Origin of the sequence: Pseudomonas petroselini, assembly GCF_045037875.1 — a bacterium.
Taxonomy (GTDB): Bacteria; Pseudomonadota; Gammaproteobacteria; order Pseudomonadales; family Pseudomonadaceae; genus Aquipseudomonas; species Aquipseudomonas petroselini.
In genome coordinates this window covers 5,091,683-5,113,350 of record NZ_CP173614.1, presented here as the reverse complement: position 1 = coordinate 5,113,350, position 21,668 = coordinate 5,091,683, and the positions used below count along the sequence as shown (strand labels likewise).

At 59.6% G+C, this 21,668-nt stretch carries 19 protein-coding genes; 3 read left to right on the top strand and 16 right to left on the bottom strand.

Features of this window, described 5'->3' with window-relative positions:
* Positions 1–55: 55 nt before the first annotated feature.
* From nuoF to ACI512_RS23390, 15 genes are all read right to left on the bottom strand, one after another.
* The gene (gene nuoF / locus ACI512_RS23460; protein WP_003174722.1) at positions 56–1,411 is read right to left on the bottom strand and encodes an NADH-quinone oxidoreductase subunit NuoF; all 1,356 of its coding nucleotides are present in this window, start codon (positions 1,409–1,411) and stop codon (positions 56–58) included.
* Positions 1,408–1,905: an NADH-quinone oxidoreductase subunit NuoE gene (gene nuoE / locus ACI512_RS23455; RefSeq protein ID WP_003174721.1), complete on the bottom strand. Its 498-nt coding sequence runs from the start codon at positions 1,903–1,905 to the stop codon at positions 1,408–1,410. The genes nuoF and nuoE overlap by 4 nt, the downstream gene beginning before the upstream one ends.
* Before the next feature lie 2 nt (positions 1,906–1,907).
* Positions 1,908–3,692, bottom strand: coding sequence for an NADH-quinone oxidoreductase subunit C/D (nuoC, locus tag ACI512_RS23450; RefSeq protein WP_012724952.1), 1,785 nt, complete (start codon positions 3,690–3,692; stop codon positions 1,908–1,910).
* 72 nt (positions 3,693–3,764) lie between these two features.
* The gene (locus tag ACI512_RS23445; protein WP_012724951.1) at positions 3,765–4,439 is read right to left on the bottom strand and encodes an NADH-quinone oxidoreductase subunit B family protein; all 675 of its coding nucleotides are present in this window, start codon (positions 4,437–4,439) and stop codon (positions 3,765–3,767) included.
* Between the two features lie 10 nt (positions 4,440–4,449).
* Entirely contained in the window at positions 4,450–4,863 is a 414-nt protein-coding gene (locus ACI512_RS23440; protein ID WP_003219575.1) for an NADH-quinone oxidoreductase subunit A, read from the bottom strand.
* 569 nt (positions 4,864–5,432) lie between these two features.
* A complete protein-coding gene (gene aceA, locus ACI512_RS23435) occupies positions 5,433–6,758 on the bottom strand; it encodes an isocitrate lyase (protein WP_003219577.1) in 1,326 nt (441 codons plus the stop codon).
* 489 nt (positions 6,759–7,247) lie between these two features.
* Positions 7,248–7,985 carry a secretin N-terminal domain-containing protein gene (locus ACI512_RS23430; protein WP_012724950.1) on the bottom strand — a complete coding sequence of 246 codons (738 nt, stop codon included), beginning with the start codon at positions 7,983–7,985 and terminating at the stop codon, positions 7,248–7,250.
* Positions 7,986–8,215: 230 nt separating this feature from the next.
* Complete coding sequence (locus ACI512_RS23425; protein ID WP_236382717.1) at positions 8,216–8,638, bottom strand: GNAT family N-acetyltransferase; 423 nt, start codon at positions 8,636–8,638, stop codon at positions 8,216–8,218.
* Positions 8,631–9,797, bottom strand: a complete 1,167-nt coding sequence (locus tag ACI512_RS23420) for a cupin domain-containing protein (RefSeq protein WP_012724948.1) — start codon at positions 9,795–9,797, stop codon at positions 8,631–8,633. Before ACI512_RS23420 ends, ACI512_RS23425 begins: the two co-directional genes overlap by 8 nt.
* 84 nt (positions 9,798–9,881) lie before the next feature.
* On the bottom strand, positions 9,882–11,252 hold the full coding sequence (gene purB / locus ACI512_RS23415) for an adenylosuccinate lyase (protein ID WP_012724947.1): 1,371 nt from the start codon (positions 11,250–11,252) through the stop codon (positions 9,882–9,884).
* A 125-nt stretch (positions 11,253–11,377) separates the two neighbouring features.
* Entirely contained in the window at positions 11,378–12,001 is a 624-nt protein-coding gene (gene hflD, locus ACI512_RS23410) for a high frequency lysogenization protein HflD (RefSeq protein ID WP_012724946.1), read from the bottom strand.
* Positions 11,998–13,122 carry a tRNA 2-thiouridine(34) synthase MnmA gene (mnmA, locus tag ACI512_RS23405; RefSeq protein WP_012724945.1) on the bottom strand — a complete coding sequence of 375 codons (1,125 nt, stop codon included), beginning with the start codon at positions 13,120–13,122 and terminating at the stop codon, positions 11,998–12,000. The genes hflD and mnmA overlap by 4 nt, the downstream gene beginning before the upstream one ends.
* A 59-nt stretch (positions 13,123–13,181) precedes the next feature.
* On the bottom strand, positions 13,182–13,628 hold the full coding sequence (locus ACI512_RS23400; protein ID WP_236382712.1) for an NUDIX hydrolase: 447 nt from the start codon (positions 13,626–13,628) through the stop codon (positions 13,182–13,184).
* 67 nt (positions 13,629–13,695) lie between these two features.
* A complete protein-coding gene (locus tag ACI512_RS23395) occupies positions 13,696–14,097 on the bottom strand; it encodes a carbohydrate-binding module family 20 domain-containing protein (protein ID WP_236382709.1) in 402 nt (133 codons plus the stop codon).
* Positions 14,098–14,276: 179 nt separating this feature from the next.
* Complete coding sequence (locus ACI512_RS23390; RefSeq protein WP_405121375.1) at positions 14,277–16,502, bottom strand: NADP-dependent isocitrate dehydrogenase; 2,226 nt, start codon at positions 16,500–16,502, stop codon at positions 14,277–14,279.
* A gap of 493 nt (positions 16,503–16,995) precedes the next feature.
* On the opposite strand from ACI512_RS23390, the gene icd reads away from it, so the two are divergent.
* Entirely contained in the window at positions 16,996–18,252 is a 1,257-nt protein-coding gene (icd, locus tag ACI512_RS23385; RefSeq protein ID WP_205490154.1) for an NADP-dependent isocitrate dehydrogenase, read from the top strand.
* Positions 18,253–18,333: 81 nt separating this feature from the next.
* On the opposite strand, the gene cspD is transcribed toward icd, so the two are convergent.
* Positions 18,334–18,609 (bottom strand): cold shock domain-containing protein CspD, encoded by a 276-nt coding sequence (gene cspD / locus ACI512_RS23380; RefSeq protein WP_329616730.1) that lies wholly within the window; start codon positions 18,607–18,609, stop codon positions 18,334–18,336.
* Positions 18,610–18,834: 225 nt separating this feature from the next.
* Between cspD and clpS the strand changes: the two genes are divergently transcribed.
* Positions 18,835–19,203 (top strand): ATP-dependent Clp protease adapter ClpS, encoded by a 369-nt coding sequence (gene clpS / locus ACI512_RS23375; protein WP_010567912.1) that lies wholly within the window; start codon positions 18,835–18,837, stop codon positions 19,201–19,203.
* 29 nt (positions 19,204–19,232) lie between these two features.
* On the top strand, positions 19,233–21,503 hold the full coding sequence (gene clpA, locus ACI512_RS23370; RefSeq protein WP_012724940.1) for an ATP-dependent Clp protease ATP-binding subunit ClpA: 2,271 nt from the start codon (positions 19,233–19,235) through the stop codon (positions 21,501–21,503).
* Positions 21,504–21,668 lie beyond the last annotated feature (165 nt).

Here is a 21,668-nt window from a genome sequence, read left to right as displayed (position 1 = left end):
ACGGCGTCAGCCCATGAGCAGGTGAAGGGCACGGACCCTTCGCCTGTTTTAAGCGTTACGCGCCGACTACGATCGGCCTCGCCAGAGGCGGGACGGCGGCGCTGGTAGGCGCGATGCCGGCTTCGAACTCCGAGCGGAAGTATTTGATTGCGCTGCCCAATGGCTCCACGGCGCCCGGTGCGTGAGCACAGAAGGTCTTGCCTGGGCCGAGGAAACCGACCAGGCCCAGCAGGGTCTCGATGTCACCCTCGCGGCCTTCGCCGTTTTCCAGGGCCATCAGCAGCTTGACGCTCCATGGCAGACCGTCGCGGCAGGGGGTGCAGAAGCCGCAGGATTCGCGGGCGAAGAACTGCTCCATGTTGCGCAGCAACGAGACCATGTTCACGGTGTTGTCGACCGCCATCGCCAGGCCGGTACCCATCCGGGTGCCCACCTTGCCGATGCCGCCGGCATACATTTGTGCGTCGAGGTGCTCGGGCAGCAGGAAACCGGTACCGGCGCCGCCTGGTTGCCAGGCCTTCAAGGTGTAGCCGTCGCGCATGCCGCCGGCGTAGTCCTCGAACAGCTCGCGGGCGGTCACGCCGAAAGGCAGCTCCCACAGGCCAGGGTTCTTGACCTTGCCGGAGAAGCCCATGAGCTTGGTGCCCATGTCTTCGCTGCCTTCGCGGGCCAACGATTTGTACCAGTCCACGCCGTCGGCGATGATCGCCGGCACGTTGCACAAGGTTTCAACGTTGTTCACGCAGGTCGGCTTGCCCCACACGCCCACGGCCGCGGGGAAGGGCGGCTTGGAGCGCGGGTTGGCGCGGCGGCCTTCGAGGGAGTTGATCAGTGCGGTTTCTTCACCGCAGATATAACGCCCGGCGCCGGTGTGCACGAACAGTTCGAAGTCAAAGCCCGAACCGAGGATGTTCTTGCCCAAGAGGCCGGCGGCCTTGGCTTCTTCCACGGCACGGTTGAGGTGCTTGGCGGCGGTGGTGTATTCGCCACGCAGGAAGATGTAGCCCCGGTAGGTTTTCAGCGCGCGGGCGCTGATCAGCATGCCTTCGATCAGCAGATGGGGCAGTTGCTCCATCAGCATGCGGTCTTTCCAGGTATTGGGCTCCATTTCATCCGCGTTGCACAGCAGGTAGCGGATGTTGATGGATTCGTCCTTGGGCATCAGGCCCCACTTCACGCCCGTGGGGAAGCCTGCACCGCCGCGGCCTTTGAGGCCGGCGTCTTTCACGGTCTGGACGATGTCGTCCTGGGCCATGTCGGCGAAGGCTTTGCGCGCAGCGGCGTAGCCGTTCTTGGCCTGGTACTCGTCGAGCCACACGGGCTCGGCATCGTCACGCAGGCGCCAGGTCAGCGGGTGGGTCTCTGGCGAACGCTTGATCAGGTTGGCCGGGCCGAAAGAGGTCAGGGTCATGGGTAGCCCTCGAGCAATTGGGTCACGCCAGCAGGCTGCACGTCACCGAATGTGTCGTCGTCGATCATCAACGCCGGCGCCTTGTCGCAGTTTCCCAGGCAGCACACCGGCAGCAGCGTGAAGCGGCCGTCCGGAGTGGTCTGGCCGAGGCCGATGCCCAGCTTGTTCTGGATCTCGCTGACCACTGACTCGTGGCCACCGATGTAGCAGACCATGCTGTCGCACACGCGAATGATGTGGCGACCCACCGGCTGGCGGAAGATCTGGCTGTAGAACGTGGCCACGCCTTCAACGTCGCTCGCGGGGATGCCGAGGATCTCGCCGATGGCGTAGAGGGCGCCGTCGGGCACCCAGCCACGTTCCTTCTGGACGATCTTCAACGCCTCGATCGACGCCGCGCGCGGGTCTTCGTAGTGATGCAGCTCGTGCTCGATGGCCGAGCGCTCGGTTTCACTCAGGGTGAAACGGTCTGTCTGGATAAGCGTGCTGTTCATGCTTAGCGGTCCACGTCGGCCATAACGAAATCGATACTACCCAGGTACGCAATCAAGTCCGCGACCATCTCGCCTTTGATCACCGAAGGGATCTGCTGCAAGTGCGGGAAGCTTGGCGTACGAATCCGGGTGCGGTAGCTCATGGTGCCGCCATCGCTCGTCAGGTAATAACTGTTGATACCCTTGGTCGCTTCGATCATCTGGAAGGACTCGTTGGCCGGCATCACCGGGCCCCACGAAACCTGCAGGAAGTGCGTGATCAGGGTTTCGATGTGCTGCAGCGTGCGCTCTTTCGGCGGCGGCGTGGTCAGCGGGTGATCCGCCTTGTACGGGCCGGCCGGCATGTTGCGCATGCACTGCTCGATGATCTTCAGGCTCTGGCGCATTTCTTCGACGCGCACGATGCAACGGTCGTAGGCATCGCCATTGGCCGCCAGCGGCACTTCGAACTCGAAGTTCTCGTAGCCCGAGTACGGGCGCGCCTTACGCAGGTCGAAATCGCAGCCAGTCGAGCGCAGGCCGGCACCGGTGACGCCCCATTCCAGGGCCTCTTTGGTGTTGTAGGCGGCGACGCCGATGGTGCGGCCCTTGAGGATGCTGTTGTCCAACGCAGCCTTTTGGTACTCGTCCAGACGCTTGGGCATCCAGTCGATGAATTCCTTGACCAGGCGCTCCCAGCCATTCGGCAGGTCGTGGGCCACGCCGCCAATGCGGTACCAGGCCGGGTGCAGGCGGAAACCGGTGATGGCTTCGATGACCTTATAGGCGCGCTGACGGTCGGTGAAGGTGAAGAACACCGGGGTCATGGCGCCGACGTCCTGGATATAGGTACCCAGGAACAGCAGGTGGCTGGTGATCCGGAAGAACTCGGCCATCATGATGCGGATGGTGTCGACGCGGTCCGGTACCTTGATGCCAGCCAGCTTCTCGACCGAGAGCACGTACGGCAGGTTGTTCATCACGCCGCCGAGGTAGTCGATACGGTCGGTGTACGGTATGAAGCTGTGCCACGACTGACGTTCCGCCATCTTCTCGGCACCACGGTGGTGGTAGCCGATGTCCGGTACGCAGTCGACGATTTCTTCGCCGTCCAGTTGCAGGATGATACGGAAGGCACCGTGAGCCGAAGGGTGGTTCGGGCCCAGGTTGAGGAACATGTAGTCCTCGTTGGTGCCGGAGCGCTTCATGCCCCAGTCTTCCGGACGGAAGCGCGCAGCTTCTTCTTCAAGCTGCTGCTTGGCGAGGTTGAGGCTGAAGGGGTCGAATTCGGTGGCGCGCGCAGGGAAGTCCTTGCGCAGCGGGTGACCTTCCCAGGTCGGCGGCATCATGATGCGCGTCAGGTGCGGGTGGCCCGGGAAGTCGATCCCGAACATGTCCCAGACTTCGCGTTCATACCAGCTGGCGTTCGGCCAGATACCGGTGACGGTCGGCACGCTCAGGTCGCTCTCGGACAGGGCGACCTTGATCATCACGTCGCTGTTACGCTCGATCGACAGCAGGTGGTAGAACACGGTGAAATCGGCGCCGCTCGGCAGCCCCTGGCGCTTGGTGCGCAGACGCTCGTCCACGCCATGCAGGTCATAGAGCATGACGTACGGCTTGGGCAGGTTGCGCAGGAAGGTCAGGACTTCGACAAGCTTGGCACGCGCCACCCACAGCACCGGCATACCGGTGCGTGTGGCCTGGGCGGTGAAGGCGTCAGGGCCAAAACGGTTATTGAGTTCGACGACCACATCCTGGTCGTCTGCCTTATAAGGCGGGATGTACAGAGCACTGCCTGTAGTCATGGTTTTTTATCGCTTTCGGTCAACGTAAAGAATGAAGCCAGGTTTTCGTTCTATAAAAGAAGCGGTGCTGGATCAGACTTCGTCGGGGCTGCGCAGGTTGGTGACTGCGATTCGCTGTTCGCGGCGCTGTTCCTTTTGCGAAGGCATCTCGGCGCGGTACACGCCTTGATCTCCGACGACCCAGGAAAGCGGGCGACGCTCCTTGCCAATCGATTCCTGCAATAGCATCAAGCCTTGCAGGAAAGCTTCAGGGCGGGGCGGGCAGCCAGGCACGTAGACGTCCACGGGCAGGAACTTGTCCACCCCTTGAACGACGGAGTAGATGTCGTACATGCCACCGGAGTTGGCGCACGAACCCATGGAGATAACCCACTTTGGCTCGAGCATTTGCTCGTAGAGACGCTGAATGATCGGCGCCATCTTGATAAAGCAGGTACCGGCGATAACCATGAAATCCGCCTGGCGCGGCGATGCCCGGATAACTTCGGCGCCAAAGCGCGCGATGTCGTGGGGCGCCGTGAAGGCGGTGGTCATTTCCACGTAGCAGCAGGACAGACCGAAGTTGTACGGCCACAAGGAGTTTTTACGCCCCCAGTTGACCGCGCCACTCAGCACGTCTTCCAGCTTGCCCATGTAGATGTTTTTGTGGACTTGGTCTTCTAACGGATCGGAGACGGTTTCCCGTTCGCCGATGGGGTACTGATCGTTAGGAGCATCCGGGTCGATCCTGGTGAGATTGTATTGCATCGCCAAAGCCTCATTGTTTCAGCTTCGCTTGCCGCTTACGACGAGCTTCCGGAGCCCAATCAAGGGCGCCCACTCGGAATAGGTAGACAAGGCCTGCCAACAGAATTGCTATGAAAACGAGAGCTTCGACGAATCCGGTCCAGCCGCTTTCGCGGACGGACACAGACCAGGCAAAGAGAAAAAGGGCTTCGATATCGAAGATCACGAAGAGCATCGCGACCAGATAGAATTTGGCTGAGAGCCGCAAGCGGGCGCCACCTGTAGGCAGCATGCCGGACTCGAACGGTTCATTTTTGCTGCGGCCCCAGGCTTTTGACCCGAGGAGGCTGGAGACGCCAAGCATGAAGGCGCAAAGGCCGACAACACCGAGAAGGAAAATGGCAAAGCCCCAGTTGTGGGCCATGAGTCCTGTCGCTTCGGTCATGCTGGAAATCCTTAACAGAGAGCAAAGGTCTCTGAGCTCGAAAAAGTAACGATGCAGTGACGATATGTCGCACTGCAATCAATCGCGGTGATTTTATGGCTAAACACCGGGCAAGTAAAATTCCTATAGCGAAATTATTCGATGGAATAAGCACATAGTGCACCTTCTTGGGGCTGTAGCCCTGATGGGGCGGGCATTAGCGGGCATTTAATCAAATGTGTTTTGTTTAACCGGTAACGAAGTTTTCACGCTCCAAATGATAATGAATATTGTTTGCGTAGGGTTTAAGCGATTGTTTCTCATGCAGCGAGGGAAGTTGCCGTTACTTGCTTGATTACCGCTTAGTTGCTGACGCGGATCTTTTAACCGATTTATCCGACGCAAATACCGCTCTGGATCAATGTTTTGCCCAAAATCTTCAGGCCGCATGCGTTCCCACAGTTGGATTCTCATTGGCTCGGGGCAGATCGCTCAGGCAAAAAAAACGCCCCGAACCAGTCGGGGCGTGATTGTTGTGCGGCACTGCGGTTAGGTCTTCCTTGCGGCCGCAGTGGCCGTGTACGCGGTGCTTAGTGGAACTGCTCTTCTTCGGTCGAGCCGGTCAGCGCGGTCACGGACGAGGTGCCGCCCTGGATCACGGTGGTCATGTCGTCGAAGTAGCCGGTGCCCACTTCCTGCTGGTGCGCCACGAAGGTGTAACCCTTGGCGGCGTCAGCGAACTCTTGCTCCTGCAGCTTCACGTAGGCGGTCATGTCGTTGCGGGCGTAGTCGTGCGCCAGGTTGAACATGCTGTGCCACATGTTGTGAATGCCGGCCAGGGTGATGAACTGGTGCTTGTAGCCCATGGCTGACAGTTCGCGCTGGAACTTGGCGATGGTTGCGTCGTCCAGGTTCTTCTTCCAGTTGAAGGAAGGCGAGCAGTTGTAGGACAGCAGTTGGTCCGGGTATTCCTTTTTGATCGCTTCGGCGAAGCGACGGGCTTCGTCCAGGTCCGGTTTGGCGGTTTCGCACCAGATCAGGTCGGCGTACGGCGCGTAGGCCAGGCCGCGGGCGATCGCCTGGTCGAGACCGGCGCGTACTTTATAGAAGCCTTCCTGGGTGCGTTCGCCCGTTACGAACGGCTGGTCGTACGGGTCGCAGTCCGAGGTCAGCAGGTCAGCGGCGTTAGCATCGGTACGGGCCAGGATGATGGTCGGCGTGCCGGCAACGTCAGCGGCCAGGCGGGCAGCGGTCAGCTTCTGTACGGCTTCCTGGGTCGGAACCAATACCTTGCCGCCCATGTGGCCGCATTTCTTCACCGACGCCAGTTGGTCTTCGAAGTGCACGCCGGCAGCGCCGGCCTCGATCATGCTCTTCATCAGTTCGTAGGCGTTCAGTACACCGCCGAAACCGGCTTCAGCGTCCGCCACGATCGGCGCGAAGTAGTCGATGTAGCCTTCATCGCCCGGGCCTTTACCGGCTTTCCACTGGATCTGGTCGGCGCGGCGGAACGAGTTGTTGATGCGCTTGACCACGGTCGGCACCGAGTCCACCGGGTAAAGCGATTGGTCGGGGTACATGGATTCAGCGGAGTTGTTGTCCGCTGCCACTTGCCAGCCGGACAGGTAGATCGCCTGGATACCGGCTTTTACCTGTTGGACTGCCTGGCCGCCAGTGAGGGCGCCCATGCAGTTGACGAAATCTTTCTCGGGGCGGAAGGACGGCTTGGCACCCTGGGTGACCAGCTTCCACAGTTTTTCGGCGCCGAGTTTTGCAAAGGTGTGCTCAGGTTGAACCGAGCCACGCAGGCGGACGACGTCAGCAGCGGAATAAGCGCGGGTCACGCCTTTCCAGCGTGGGTTTTCAGCCCAGTCTTTCTCGAGGGCTGCAATTTGCTGTTCGCGTGTCAGTGCCATGGGAAAAAACCTCGTCGCGTCTTGTTTGAAGTATCCGTTTGCCAGCCACGCATTCATTGCGTGGGCAGGGCTGCTCGCTGACCAGAAGCTTAGGTGGTCAAGTCAGGTTTGGCGGGGAATGCGACGGGATGAACGATGGCTCAAGGGAGAGTTGAGCAGGTAAGGGCGAACTGCGAACGGTCTTCGGGCGTCGTGGGCCTTTGTACGATCCATCAGTGTGTAGCCGGGTTACCTGGTTAGCTTCCGTCCCTCGGGACAACTTCGTTCCAGTCGCAACCTCGTCAAACACACCTTGTGGGCGGTACAGACACGAATCGGCTCAGGTGGGTAACTTGGAGCGACGATCCGAAGGCCCTTGCCAGGGCCCCTGATTAGCGGGAGCGAGGCCATCATGCCCATGCTTTTTTGGATCGTCAAATGTTTTGTAGTGCTTTTTTTCAAGCACTACATCTTTAGTCTAAGACGACTCATCAGTCAGTTTTTGGTGCTTCAGTTCAAGGTGTCGACTTTAACCCGTACCGTCAGGTCATCGCGACCCTGAGTAGAGTAGCTGCGGGTTGTAGAGGATTTGTCGGCCTGGGTCTCGCGATTGATGCCAGCCAGGGAGATCCACTCGCCCAGCCGCCCACTGACGGTTGTGTCGGTGCTTTGCACGTTCACTACATCGGGACGTTCCTGGCTCATGCGGTCACGGTTGGTGCTGATCGCTAGATGAACGGTCTCGCCGGTGACGCTGGCGGTCACGTAGAAACCCTGGGTCACGTTGCGATACTGAGTCTGGTTTTGCAGTCGGCCGTAGCTGTCCTGCTGGGTGGTGGTCAGCGGCACGCTCTGGCCGACCTGGATCAGTGCGGGTACGCCTTCGCTGGCCTGGATCTGCTGGATGCCGCCATCGCGGCTGGTGGTGCCGTAGCTGATGATGCGGGTTTGGCTATCGCCGCTGTTCTGCTGGTTGTTTTCGTTGGTGTCGACGGTGATCAGCAGGCGCTTGGCGGGTGTGTCGAGTTGAGAAAGCAGGGCGCGCAGGTCCTGGATCTTGGCGGGGGCGGCATTCACGATCAACTGGTTGCCGTAAGCGCTGACGGTGCCGTCCTTGCCGATGAAGTTCTGTGCCACGGGGAGCAGATCGGCGCTGGTGCGGTTGCTCAGGTTGACGACTTCGGTGTCGGCCACGGCCGAGACGCTGGCGGTCAGGAGGAGGGCGGTGAGCAGGGTGCGTAGGGACATGTCCGTTATCTCTGCGAGTCAAAGGCTGGATAGTGCCAGTTTGTCGGCCTGGCAGGTCGCAAATTGAATCGTAGACGGCAAAATGCCCTGGCAGGGCAGGGCATTTTGAGGTGTTGCTGATATGGCTATCGGGAGCAAGCCCCCTCCCACATTTTGACCGCATTTCAAAGGATGGACTCGGTCAAATGTGGGAGGGGGCTTGCTCCCGATATAGGCGACTCGGTCTTGAGTCAGTCCCCGCGCACCATATCCACATGCGGAATCCCGACTTCAAGAAACTCATCGCTGACGATCTTGAAACCCAACCGCTCATAAAACGGCGCCGCATACACCTGCGCACTCAGGAACTGCTTGGCCTGGCCGCGCTGCTCGGCTACACCAATCACCGCAGCCATCAGCTTGTCGCCGACCTTCAGCCCGCGCCAGTCCTTGAGTACCGACACGCGGCCGATCTCGCCGCTGGGCAACAGGCGCGCGGTGCCAATCGGAAAATCGCCTTCAAATGCGAGGAAATGCACCGCGCTGGCGTCGTCCGCGTCCCACTCCAGCTCCGGTGGGACCGATTGTTCAGCGATAAAGACCGCTTCACGAATGCGCCGAATCTCGGCGATATCCTTTTGCCAATCCGCGACACTGACGTGAATCTTATTCATCGGCAAATCCCAGGCTTCCTTGCTTGACCAGTTCGCACAGCAGATCGCGGCCGTCTTCATCCGCCAGCCATTCGCCGAGGTTCTCGCTGTGCAGCGCATCGGCCGAGCACACTAGCTTCAGCAGCTCACGCAGCTTGCCGGGCAGGTAACGGCTCTGGCCGCTGGCGAACAGCAGCACGTCGTCGTCGACTTCGGACCAGGCCAGGCGCGCGCTTGGGTTGCGCACCAGGATCGCGCCATCTTGCAGGCTGCTGATGAAGTCTTCTTCACCCAGTTCTTCACCGGCCACCAGTTCCGGGTAGCGCGGTTCGGTCATGAACTGGCCGAACCAGGTCAGCAGCATGCGCTCGTCGCTCATGTGCTCGGCCAGCAGGCTCTTGAGGCGGTCCAGCGCGTCGCTCTGGATCTGGTGGGGGTCGCTGACCGGCTGGGCGTCGGCGTCGGTGTAGCGCTCTTCGTCAGTCAGGTACTGGCTGAGGAAGTCGGTGAAGTGGGTCAGCACTTCGGCGGCGCTCGGTGCGCGGAAACCCACGGAGTAGGTCATGCAGTCGTCTTCGGCAATGCCGAAGTGCGCCAGGCGCGGTGGCAGGTAGAGCATGTCGCCCGGTTCCAGCACCCATTCGGCGCTTTCTTCGAATTCGGCGAGGATGCGCAAGTCGGCGTGCTGCAGTAGCGGGCTCTCGGAGCTGCACATTTGGCCGATCTTCCAGTTGCGCTTGCCCTGGGCTTGCAGCAGGAACACGTCGTAGTTGTCGAAGTGCGGGCCGACGCTGCCGCCGGGTGCGGCGAAGCTGATCATCACGTCGTCAATGCGCCAGCTGGGCAGGAAGCGGAACTGCTCCAGCAGCTCGGCCACTTCCGGCACGAACTGGTCGACCGCCTGCACCAGCAGGGTCCACTCGCGTTCAGGCAGGGTGCTGAAGGCGTCTTCGGCGAACGGGCCGCGACGCAATTCCCACGGACGCTCGCCGTGTTCAATCACCAGGCGCGACTCGACTTCTTCTTCCAGCGCCAGGCCGGCGAGTTCGTCGGCGTCAATCGGGCTTTCGAAATCAGGGATGGCCTGACGGATCAGCAGCGGCTTTTTCTGCCAGTAGTCGCGCAGGAATTCCCGTGCCGTGATGCCGCCCAGAAGTTGAAGAGGGATATCAGGATTCATGTGTAACCTATTGAAAAAAAGCACTTTTCAGACTGGAATAAAAACGCCCGGCGCGGCCGGGCGTCTCAAAGGGGCTTGCGTGGATCAGATGCGCTTGGCTTGCTCTACAGCGTTGCCGATGTAGTTGGCCGGGGTGAGCAGTTTCAGCTCGGCCTTGGCCGCGGCTGGCATGTCCAGGCCGTCGATGAAAGTTTGCAGTGCTTCAGGGCTGATGCCCTTGCCGCGGGTCAACTCTTTCAGCTTCTCGTACGGGTTTTCGATGTTGTAGCGGCGCATCACGGTCTGGATCGGCTCGGCCAATACTTCCCAGCACGCGTCCAGGTCAGCGGCGATCTTCTGCTCATTGAGCTCAAGCTTGCTGATGCCTTTGAGGCTGGCTTCGTACGCGATCACGCTATGGGCAAAGCCCACGCCGAGGTTGCGCAGTACGGTGGAGTCGGTCAGGTCGCGCTGCCAGCGGGAGATCGGCAACTTGCTGGCCAGGTGCTGGAAGAGGGCGTTGGCGATACCGAGGTTGCCTTCGGAGTTTTCGAAGTCGATCGGGTTGACCTTGTGCGGCATGGTCGACGAGCCGATTTCACCGGCAATGGTGCGCTGCTTGAAGTAGCCCAGGGAGATGTAGCCCCAGATATCGCGATCGAAGTCGATCAGGATGGTGTTGAAGCGCGCAATGGCGTCGAACAGCTCGGCGATGTAGTCGTGCGGTTCGATCTGCGTGGTGTACGGGTTGAAGCCCAGGCCCAGCTCGTCTTCGATGAAGGCGCGGGCGTTGGCTTCCCAGTCGATCTCCGGGTAGGCCGACAGGTGGGCGTTGTAGTTGCCTACGGCGCCGTTGATCTTGCCCAGCAGCGGTACGGCGGCGACTTGAGCGATCTGGCGTTCCAGGCGGTACACCACGTTGGCCAGTTCTTTGCCCAAGGTGGTCGGCGAGGCCGGCTGGCCGTGGGTGCGCGACAGCATCGGCACCGCAGCGAAGCGAATCGCCAGTTCGCGGATGGCTTCGGCGGTCTGGCGCATCAGTGGCAGCATGACGTCATCACGGCCTTCACGCAGCATCAGGGCGTGGGACAGGTTGTTGATGTCCTCACTGGTGCAGGCAAAGTGGATGAACTCGCTGACCTGGGCCAGTTCCGGCAACTTGGCCGCTTGCTCTTTGAGCAGGTACTCGATGGCTTTGACGTCGTGGTTGGTGGTGCGCTCGATCTCTTTCACACGCTCGGCGTGCTCCAGGGAGAAGTTTTCCGCCAGGGTGTTGAGCACAGCGTTGGCTTGCGCGGAAAACGCCGGCACTTCGCTGATGGCGGGGTGAGCGGCCAGGCGCTGGAGCCAGCGCACTTCAACCAGCACGCGAGCACGGATCAGGCCGTATTCGCTGAAAATAGGGCGCAGGGCCTGGGTTTTGCCGGCGTAGCGGCCGTCAACAGGGGAAACCGCAGTGAGCGAAGAGAGCTGCATGGGGTGTTCTCGGACAGTCGGGCAACGAAATGGGGCGCGTATCATACATGAAAAAATCCGCCGGTCCGTTGCCAACTGACCGGCGTATTACGCGTAACGGCTTGAAAAAGGCCTGCTGGTGCGACTTATTCGTTGCGCATCAACGGGTAAAGCTCTTTGAGTAATTTGCGTCGGCTGATCACCAGTTGCCAACGATGTCCGCCCAACTGGCGCCACAACCGTGCCGAGCGAATACCGGCCAGGAGCAGGGCGCGGATTTTCGAGGCGTTGTTCGGTTGCTGCAGGTTGCGCATGTCGCCGTGGACCTGGATCCGCTGGCGCAAGGTGCTCAAGGTGTCCTGGTACAGCGCACCGCAGGCGGCAACCACGTTTTCGTGGGCCGGGCCGAAGTGTTCCACTTGGGATTGGATTTGCGGCAGGCGCTTGCCGATGACCTCCAGCATGTCCTCGCGCTTGGCCAGTTGACGCTCCAGGCCGAGCATCGACAGGGCATAGCGCAACGGCTCGCGCTGCAGGGTGCTGGGGTCGCGCTCCAGGGCGCCGATCAGTGCGCGGTAGCCTTCACGCAGCGCCAGGTCGTCGCCCCCGTAGACTTCCAGGGTGTCCTTGGGGTCGCGGATCAACAGGCTGCCGAGCATGCAGGTCAGGCCTGCCTCGGTGACCTGTCCGGTCTTGGCGATCTTGTCCACCAGCACGGCAGCAAGGAAAACCCCGCCGAGTGCCGTCAATTGCTCCTGGGTCGGGCTCATGCCGGGTTGCTCCAGGCTTCGGCGACTTCAATCACGCCGCCGCCCAGGCAGATTTCGCCGTCATAGAACACCACGGACTGGCCCGGGGTGACCGCGCGTTGCGGGTCATCGAAGGTGGCCCGGTAGCCAGTGGCGGTTTTTTCCAGGGTGCAAGGCTGGTCGCCCTGGCGATAGCGCACTTTGGCGGTCAGGCGGCGTGGCGTGCTCAGGTCGATCGGGTTGACCCAATAGATCTCGGAAGCCAGCAGCGCGCCGGAGAACAGCAGCGGGTGTTCGTTGCCCTGGCCGACGATCAACACGTTATTGTCCAGGTCCTTGACCAGCACGTACCACGGCTCTTCACCGGCGTCTTTCAGGCCACCGATGCCCAGGCCCTGACGCTGGCCGATGGTGTGGTACATCAGGCCGTGGTGGCGGCCGATCACTTCACCGTCGGTGGTCTTGATTTCACCCGGCTGCGCCGGCAGGTACTGCTTGAGGAAGTCGCTGAAGCGGCGTTCGCCGATAAAGCAGATCCCGGTGGAATCCTTCTTCTTGGCGGTGGCCAGGCCATGTTTCTCGGCAATCTTGCGCACTTCGGGTTTTTCCAGTTCGCCCACCGGGAACAGGGTCTTGGCGATCTGTTCACCGCCGACGGCGTGCAGGAAGTAGCTCTGGTCCTTGTTCGGGTCCAGGCCCTTGAGCAGTTCGGTGCGGCCATCGATATCGCGGCGGCGCACGTAGTGGCCAGTGGCAATCAGGTCGGCGCCGAGCATCATGGCGTAGTCGAGGAACGCCTTGAACTTGATTTCACGGTTGCACAGGATGTCCGGGTTCGGCGTGCGGCCGGCCTTGTATTCGGCCAGGAAGTGCTCGAACACATTGTCCCAGTACTCGGCGGCGAAGTTGGCGGTGTGCAGTTTGATGCCAATCTTGTCGCACACGGCCTGGGCGTCCGCCAGGTCGTCCATGGCGGTGCAGTATTCCGTTCCATCGTCTTCTTCCCAGTTCTTCATGAACAGGCCTTCCACCTCATAACCCTGCTCCATGAGCAGAACGGCGGAAACGGAAGAATCCACGCCGCCGGACATGCCGACGATGACGCGCTTCTTTTGTGTGTCAGAAGGGGCTGGATCACGCATAGGGTTTCAACGGGTGTCTTGAAAAAGGACGCGATTCTAGCAGGCCTGGGCCCGCAAGGCTAAAGAGAAGGGCGGATCAATTCCAGGCTGTGGCGCTGGCCGGCCAGATAATCATCGATACAGCGGATGATCAGCTCGCTGCGCCAGTCGTCGCGCAGCGCCATCAGCTCGTCACGGGTCAGCCAGCGGGCGCGCAGGATGCCTTCGTCGAGTTGATAGTCCGGGTGGTGTTTCAGGGCTTTGGCGGTGAAGCAGACCCGCTGGTAGGTCATGCCATTGCTGGGGGCGGTGTAGAGGTAGATGCCGACGATGCCGGTGGCTTCGACGTCCCAGCCGGTTTCCTCGAGGGTTTCGCGCACGGCGGCTTCGGTCAGGGTTTCATGCGGGTCGAGGTGGCCGGCAGGCTGGTTGAGCACGGCGCGACCGCCCTTGAGCTCTTCGACCATCAGGAAGCGGCCGTTGTCTTCGACGAGGGTGGCGACAGTGATGTGGGGTTGCCAGGTCATAAGCGGGTCTCAAGTACGGAGGGGTGTGTATCGTGTCCGCATGATACGCCTGGCAATGTCGGGCGGCTTAGAATGTGCCAGTGGTTTGCACTGTCGGGGAAAATATCAGTATTGCCTCGTTGTTTGGGTCGGGCTGCCATTTTTGAACGTCTGAGGCGTTATTCTCATTGCGGATAATGCACTTCCATTCCACTTTTTCATTGAGCTTAACATTGGAAAATCCCACCAAGCCGGTCCAGGCCGGGTAATTCGAGGGGGTGAGTAAAACAGCTTTAGCTGGGGCCCAGTTTCCGATCTCCGGCAGCGACCCCACTACATAGACGCTATATCCGGGTTTCGTGATGCCATTTTTGCATGTGAAGTCGGCGTGGAGGAAATAGCTTATTTGGACATTTTGACCGGCATTCGCTAATGGCAGCAATGCAAGTAAGACAGCGTAAAGCGGTACTGAAATATTGGTGTGTCGCATTTGAGAGTCTCCTGTTCTTTGGGCATTAGCCGCATTTGCAGGATGGTCTCTGGGGGGCGTCAGGTAACCTGTTAAAGCTAACAGTTCATTAGAGTCTTTCGAGATAACACTTCCCTTGCAGTGGCCTGAAAACACAAACCCCGGCACATGGCCGGGGTTCGTGGTATCGCCTTACAACCTTACTTCAACTTGGCAATCGCCGCGTTGAGGGTGTTGCTTGGGCGCATGGCCTTGCTGGTCAGCTCAGGGTTCGGCGCGTAGTAGCCGCCGATGTCCACTGGCTTGCCCTGTACGGCGTTGAGCTCGGCCACGATGGTGGCTTCGTTCGCGGCCAGGGTCTTGGCCAGTTCGCCGAACTGCGCTTGCAGGGCAGTGTCTTCGGTCTGGGCGGCCAGGGCTTGAGCCCAGTACAGCGCCAGGTAGAAGTGGCTGCCGCGGTTGTCGATGTTGCCGACTTTGCGCGATGGCGACTTGTTGTTGTCAAGGAACTGGCCAGTGGCCTGGTCCAGGGTCTTGGACAGTACCAAGGCTTTCGGGTTGTTGTACGTCACACCCAAATGCTCAAGGGAGGCGGCCAGGGCCAGGAACTCACCCAGGGAGTCCCAGCGCAGGAAGTTTTCTTCCAGCAGCTGCTGCACGTGCTTCGGAGCCGAACCGCCGGCGCCGGTTTCAAACAGGCCACCGCCGTTCATCAGCGGCACGATCGACAGCATCTTGGCGCTTGTGCCCAGTTCCATGATCGGGAACAGGTCGGTCAGGTAGTCGCGCAGTACGTTACCGGTCACCGAGATGGTGTCCAGGCCCTTGCGGGTACGCTCCAGGGTGAACTTCATCGCGTCGACCGGCGACATGATGCGGATGTCCAGGCCTTCGGTGTTGTGGTCTTTCAGGTAGGCCTGAACTTTCTCGACCACGACGCCATCGTGTGCACGCTTAGGGTCCAGCCAGAAAATGGCCGGGGTGTTGCTGGCGCGGGCACGGTTGACGGCCAGTTTGACCCAGTCCTGGATCGGCGCGTCTTGGGTCTGGCACATGCGGAAGATGTCGCCAGCCTCGACTTTCTGTTCCATCAGCAGGTTGCCCTCGCTGTCGGTCACGCGGACGACGCCGTCAGCCTTGACCTGGAAGGTCTTGTCGTGGGAGCCGTACTCTTCAGCCTTTTTCGCCATCAGGCCAACGTTTGGCACGCTGCCCATGGTGGTAGGGTCGAAAGCGCCGTTGGCTTTGCACTCTTCGATCACCGCCTGGTAGATGGTGGCGTAGCAGCGATCCGGGATCACGGCCTTGGTGTCGTGCAGTTGGCCGTCGGTGCCCCACATTTTGCCGGAGTCACGGATCATGGCCGGCATCGACGCGTCGACGATGACGTCGCTCGGTACGTGCAGGTTGGTGATGCCTTTGTCGGAGTTGACCATCGCCAGGGAAGGGCGAGCGGCGTAGACCGCTTGAATGTCAGCTTCGATCTGCGCTTGCTGATCACTAGGCAAGGCCTTGATGCGCGCGTACAGGTCGCCGATGCCGTTGTTCAGGTTGAAGCCGATCTGTGCCAGCACGTCGGCGTGCTTGGCCAGGGCGTCTTTATAGAACTCGGCAACGATCTGGCCGAACATGATCGGGTCGGAGACCTTCATCATGGTGGCTTTCAGGTGAACCGACAGCAGTACGCCTTGCTTCTTGGCGTCTTCGATTTCAGCGGCGATGAAGCTGCGCAGGGCTTTTTTGCTCAGCACGGCGCTGTCGATGATTTCGCCGGCCTTGACCGTGGTCTTTTCTTTCAGGACGGTGGTAGTGCCGTCTTGAGCGACCAGCTCGATTTTGACCGCGTCAGCGGCTTCGATCTGTACGGATTTTTCGCTGCCGTAGAAGTCGCCGCTGCTCATGTGGGCAACGTGGGACTTGGAGTCGGCAGCCCAGGCGCCCATTTTGTGCGGGTGCTTGCGTGCATAGTTCTTGACCGACAGCGGTGCGCGACGGTCGGAGTTGCCTTCGCGCAGTACCGGGTTCACGGCGCTGCCCTTGACCTTGTCGTAACGTGCACGGGTTTCTTTTTCCGCGTCGGTGGTTACGGTTTCCGGGTAGTCCGGCAGGGCGTAGCCCTGGGCCTGCAATTCCTTGATCGCGGCTTGCAGCTGCGGGGTCGAGGCGCTGATGTTAGGCAGCTTGATGATGTTGGCTTCAGGTGTAACGGCCAGGTCGCCCATTTCGGCGAGGTGGTCCGGGATAGCCTTGGTGCCCAGTTGCTCGGGGAAGCTTGCGAGGATGCGCCCTGCGAGGGAGATGTCGCGGGTTTCCACGGCAATATCAGCGGAAGCGGTGAAGGCCTCTACGATAGGCAGCAGTGAATAGGTGGCGAGGGCTGGGGCTTCGTCGGTGAAGGTATAGATGATCTTCGAGCGGGTGGGCATATTCGGATTAACTCTCTTCTTTGCTGAAAGCGTGCGCAGAAACTCGAGATGCGCCGGGTGGAGCGCGTTCGTTCAAAGTCATCCATGAGCGAAATGTCGAGGTTTCTTCGCGGTGATGTTGGGTTGCATCAGTCGAGCGTCAAGCGGGTGGACTATTGTATTAGCCCTGCTTTGTAGCGGAAGGCGCTGTTCTAGAGCGGTCCGCCGTCGTGACTCTTTGGTCAGCGGCGGCATTATACATAGGTCGCTATGCTTACGCCGAGCCTTCATACAAAAGGTGTGTCGTCCATTGGTCTAAAGGTCGCAGGTGCCGGGTTACGCCTAAAGTCGCACGATGTGCTCAAGATTGGCGCTTTTCCCTTTGCTTTCAGGCTTGTAGGCGACAATTTATGCTGTTTTCGATGCAAATGAGCATGGCGCGAGGTTTCAGTCGCCATTTATCTGGAGTAGGCTCGAACGCAGCCAGATGTTTAATCCATAGATGGAGTTCAGCATGGGATACAAGAAGATTCAGGTTCCGGCAGTCGGCGACAAAATCACCGTCAATGCAGACCATTCTCTCAATGTTCCTGACCAACCGATCATCCCTTACATCGAAGGTGACGGTATTGGCGTCGACATCAGCCCGGTGATGATCAAGGTGGTCGACGCAGCTGTTGAAAAGGCCTACGGCGGCAAGCGCAAAATCTCGTGGATGGAGGTTTACGCCGGTGAGAAGGCGACCCAAGTCTACGACCAGGACACCTGGCTGCCCCAGGAAACCCTGGATGCGGTCAAGGATTACGTGGTGTCCATCAAGGGGCCGCTGACCACGCCGGTCGGTGGCGGCATCCGTTCGCTGAACGTGGCCCTGCGTCAGCAACTCGATCTGTACGTGTGCCTGCGCCCGGTGCGCTGGTTCGAAGGTGTGCCCAGTCCGGTCAAGAAGCCAGGCGATGTGGACATGACCATCTTCCGTGAGAACTCCGAAGACATTTACGCCGGGATCGAGTGGAAGGCCGGTTCGCCGGAGGCCACCAAGGTCATCAAGTTCCTCAAGGAAGAAATGGGCGTCACCAAGATCCGTTTCGACCAGGATTGCGGGATCGGCATCAAGCCGGTATCGCTGGAGGGCACCAAGCGTCTGGCGCGCAAGGCCCTGCAATATGTGGTGGATAATGACCGCGATTCGCTGACTATCGTGCACAAAGGCAACATCATGAAGTTCACTGAAGGGGCCTTCAAGGAGTGGGCCTACGAAGTGGCGGCGGAGGAGTTCGGCGCGACGCTGCTCGATGGTGGGCCGTGGATGCAGTTCAAGAACCCGAAGACCGGCAAGAATGTAGTGGTCAAGGATGCGATTGCCGACGCGATGCTCCAGCAAATCCTGCTGCGTCCGGCTGAGTATGACGTGATCGCCACCCTCAACCTGAACGGTGACTACCTGTCTGATGCCCTGGCGGCGGAAGTGGGCGGTATCGGTATCGCGCCGGGGGCCAACTTGTCCGACACCGTGGCGATGTTCGAGGCAACCCATGGTACTGCGCCTAAATATGCAGGCAAGGACCAGGTCAACCCAGGTTCGTTGATTCTGTCGGCAGAGATGATGTTGCGTCACATGGGCTGGATTGAGGCGGCTGACTTGATTATCAAGGGTACCAACGGTGCGATTTCGGCCAAGACCGTGACCTACGACTTCGAACGCCTGATGGAGGGCGCGAAGTTGGTGTCGTCGTCGGGCTTTGGTGATGCGTTGATTTCGCATATGTAAGCGCGCGGGCATAAAAAACGGCCATCCCGAGTTGATTGGGGTGGCCGTTTTTTTATCGCAAGCTACACGCTCGGCGGCGGGTCAGGCCGTTTGTTTCTTTTCTACTTCGTTCGCACGTGCTGCTGGGCTCGCAATGACTTCTTTCACTGCGTCGATATTCACGGCGTGCAGTCCTTTAGGGCCTTGAATAATCTCAAAGCTGACTGCTTGTCCCGCTTTCAGCGTTTTGTACCCATCCATGATGATTGCTGAAAAGTGCGCAAACAGGTCCTCGGATTTACCGTCTTCAATGATAAAACCGTACCCCTTGGCATTGTTAAACCATTTGACCTTGCCACTGATCTTGACGCCAGACATACCCATATCCCTCTGCACCAGACTCCATCACTGGAGTATCATCCAGTTTATCCGTCCTAACCCGAATAAATAAGGTTGACTGCGCGGACCTTTTTTACCCACTGTGGGTTCTATTGGTTGTAACACCGTTTCGCCGATAGTCAAGGCGACCGATCGGTCAGCAGTTGAAATTCTGACAGGTCGCCCCCACCACTGTATTTGAACCACTGACGAACCTTTCTTTCCATGCATGCAATCAGCCAGATTCGACTAACATTCAATCAGGATCGACCGGATCACGAACACGATGACGACGGTTCTGCAGGCATTGCTGTTCAGGAGGCCAAGCCTGCTTTACAGGCGCCGCCGATGTACAAGGTGGTTTTGTTCAATGATGACTACACACCGATGGATTTCGTGGTCGAAGTGCTCGAGGTGTTTTTTAACCTGAACCGCGAGTTGGCGACCAAGGTAATGCTGGCCGTTCACACAGAAGGACGGGCAGTATGTGGAGTGTTTACCCGCGACATCGCCGAGACAAAGGCCATGCAGGTCAACCAGTACGCCAGGGAAAGCCAGCATCCGCTACTCTGTGAAATCGAGAAGGACGGTTAACGCCGACCACTTGGGTATGAGGTGAAGCTATGTTAAACCGCGAGCTCGAAGTCACCCTCAATCTTGCCTTCAAGGAGGCCCGTTCGAAGCGTCATGAGTTCATGACCGTCGAACACCTGCTGCTGGCACTTTTGGATAACGAAGCTGCCGCCACCGTTCTACGTGCGTGCGGCGCCAACCTCGACAAACTCAAGCACGACCTGCAGGAGTTTATCGACTCCACCACGCCACTGATCCCCGTGCACGACGAGGACCGTGAAACCCAGCCAACCCTGGGCTTCCAGCGGGTATTGCAGCGTGCTGTTTTCCACGTTCAGAGCTCCGGTAAGCGTGAAGTCACGGGCGCCAATGTGCTTGTGGCCATTTTCAGCGAACAGGAAAGCCAGGCAGTGTTCCTGCTCAAACAGCAGAGCGTTGCCCGTATTGATGTCGTCAATTACATCGCCCACGGTATCTCCAAAGTGCCTGGGCACGGCGATCATTCCGAGGGTGAGCAGGAAATGCAGGACGACGAGGGCGGTGAGTCTTCTTCTTCGGGCAATCCACTGGATGCCTATGCCAGCAACCTCAACGAACTGGCGCGCCAGGGGCGGATCGATCCGCTGGTGGGGCGCGAGCTTGAGGTTGAGCGTGTAGCGCAGATCCTCGCGCGTCGTCGCAAGAACAACCCGTTGCTGGTGGGTGAGGCGGGCGTGGGTAAAACCGCGATTGCCGAGGGCCTGGCCAAGCGCATCGTCGATAACCAGGTGCCGGACCTGCTGGCAAACAGCGTGGTCTACTCCCTGGACCTGGGCGCCTTGCTCGCCGGGACCAAGTACCGTGGCGATTTCGAGAAACGCTTCAAGGCGTTGCTGGGTGAACTGAAAAAACGCCCTCAGGCGATTTTGTTCATCGACGAGATCCACACCATCATCGGTGCCGGTGCGGCGTCAGGCGGGGTAATGGATGCCTCCAACCTGCTCAAGCCGCTGCTCTCGTCGGGTGATATCCGCTGCATCGGTTCGACCACGTTCCAGGAATTCCGTGGCATCTTCGAGAAAGACCGTGCCTTGGCGCGTCGCTTCCAGAAGGTCGATGTGTCCGAGCCTTCAGTCGAAGACACCATCGGTATCCTGCGCGGGCTCAAGGGGCGTTTCGAAGCGCACCATGGCATCGAGTACACCGACGAGGCTCTGCGTGCGGCTGCTGAGCTCGCATCGCGCTACATCAATGACCGGCACATGCCGGACAAAGCCATCGATGTGATCGACGAGGCGGGCGCCTACCAGCGCCTGCAGCCGGTCGAGAAGCGTGTGAAGCGCATCGACGTTGCTCAGGTCGAGGACATCGTGGCCAAGATCGCGCGGATTCCGCCTAAACACGTCAACAGTTCCGATAAGGAGTTGCTGCGTAACCTGGAGCGCGACCTGAAACTCACCGTATTCGGCCAGGATGCAGCCATCGACGCGCTGTCCACCGCGATCAAGCTGTCGCGTGCGGGCCTCAAGTCGCCGGACAAGCCTGTCGGTTCGTTCCTGTTCGCAGGCCCGACCGGCGTCGGCAAGACCGAAGCGGCACGGCAGTTGGCCAAGGCCATGGGTATTGAGCTGGTGCGGTTCGACATGTCCGAGTACATGGAGCGCCACACGGTATCGCGCCTGATCGGTGCGCCTCCGGGTTATGTCGGTTTCGATCAGGGCGGTCTGTTGACCGAAGCGATCACCAAGCAGCCGCACTGCGTATTGCTGCTCGATGAAATCGAGAAGGCTCACCCCGAAGTCTTCAACCTGCTGCTGCAGGTGATGGACCACGGCACCCTGACCGACAACAACGGGCGCAAGGCGGACTTCCGCAATGTGATCGTGATCATGACCACCAACGCCGGTGCCGAAACGGCTGCGCGGGCTTCGATCGGCTTCAGTCATCAAGATCACTCTTCCGATGCCATGGAAGTGATCAAGAAGAGCTTCACGCCGGAGTTCCGCAACCGCCTGGACACCATCATCCAGTTTGGTCGCCTCAGCCATGAGGTTATCAAAAGCGTGGTGGACAAGTTCCTCACCGAGCTTCAGGCGCAGTTGGAAGACAAGCGCGTGCAACTGGAAGTCTCCGAGGCGGCGCGCAGTTGGATCGCCGAGGGTGGCTACGACGCGGCAATGGGCGCACGTCCAATGGCACGTCTGATCCAGGACAAGATCAAGCGGCCATTGGCCGAAGAGATCCTGTTCGGCGAGCTCTCCGACCATGGTGGCGTGGTGCACATCGACCTCAAGGATGGCGAGCTGACCTTCGAGTTCGAAACCACGGCTGAAATGGCCTGATCGATAGCTGCGGGCGCCAATGTGGGAGGGGGCTTGCTCCCGATAGCGGTAGATCAGTCACTCATGTAGCGACTGAAACACTGCTATCGGGGGCAAGCCCCCTCCCACATTTTGTTTTGGCACTTGGTAAATAGCACGCACACAAAAACGCCCGGCATAACCGGG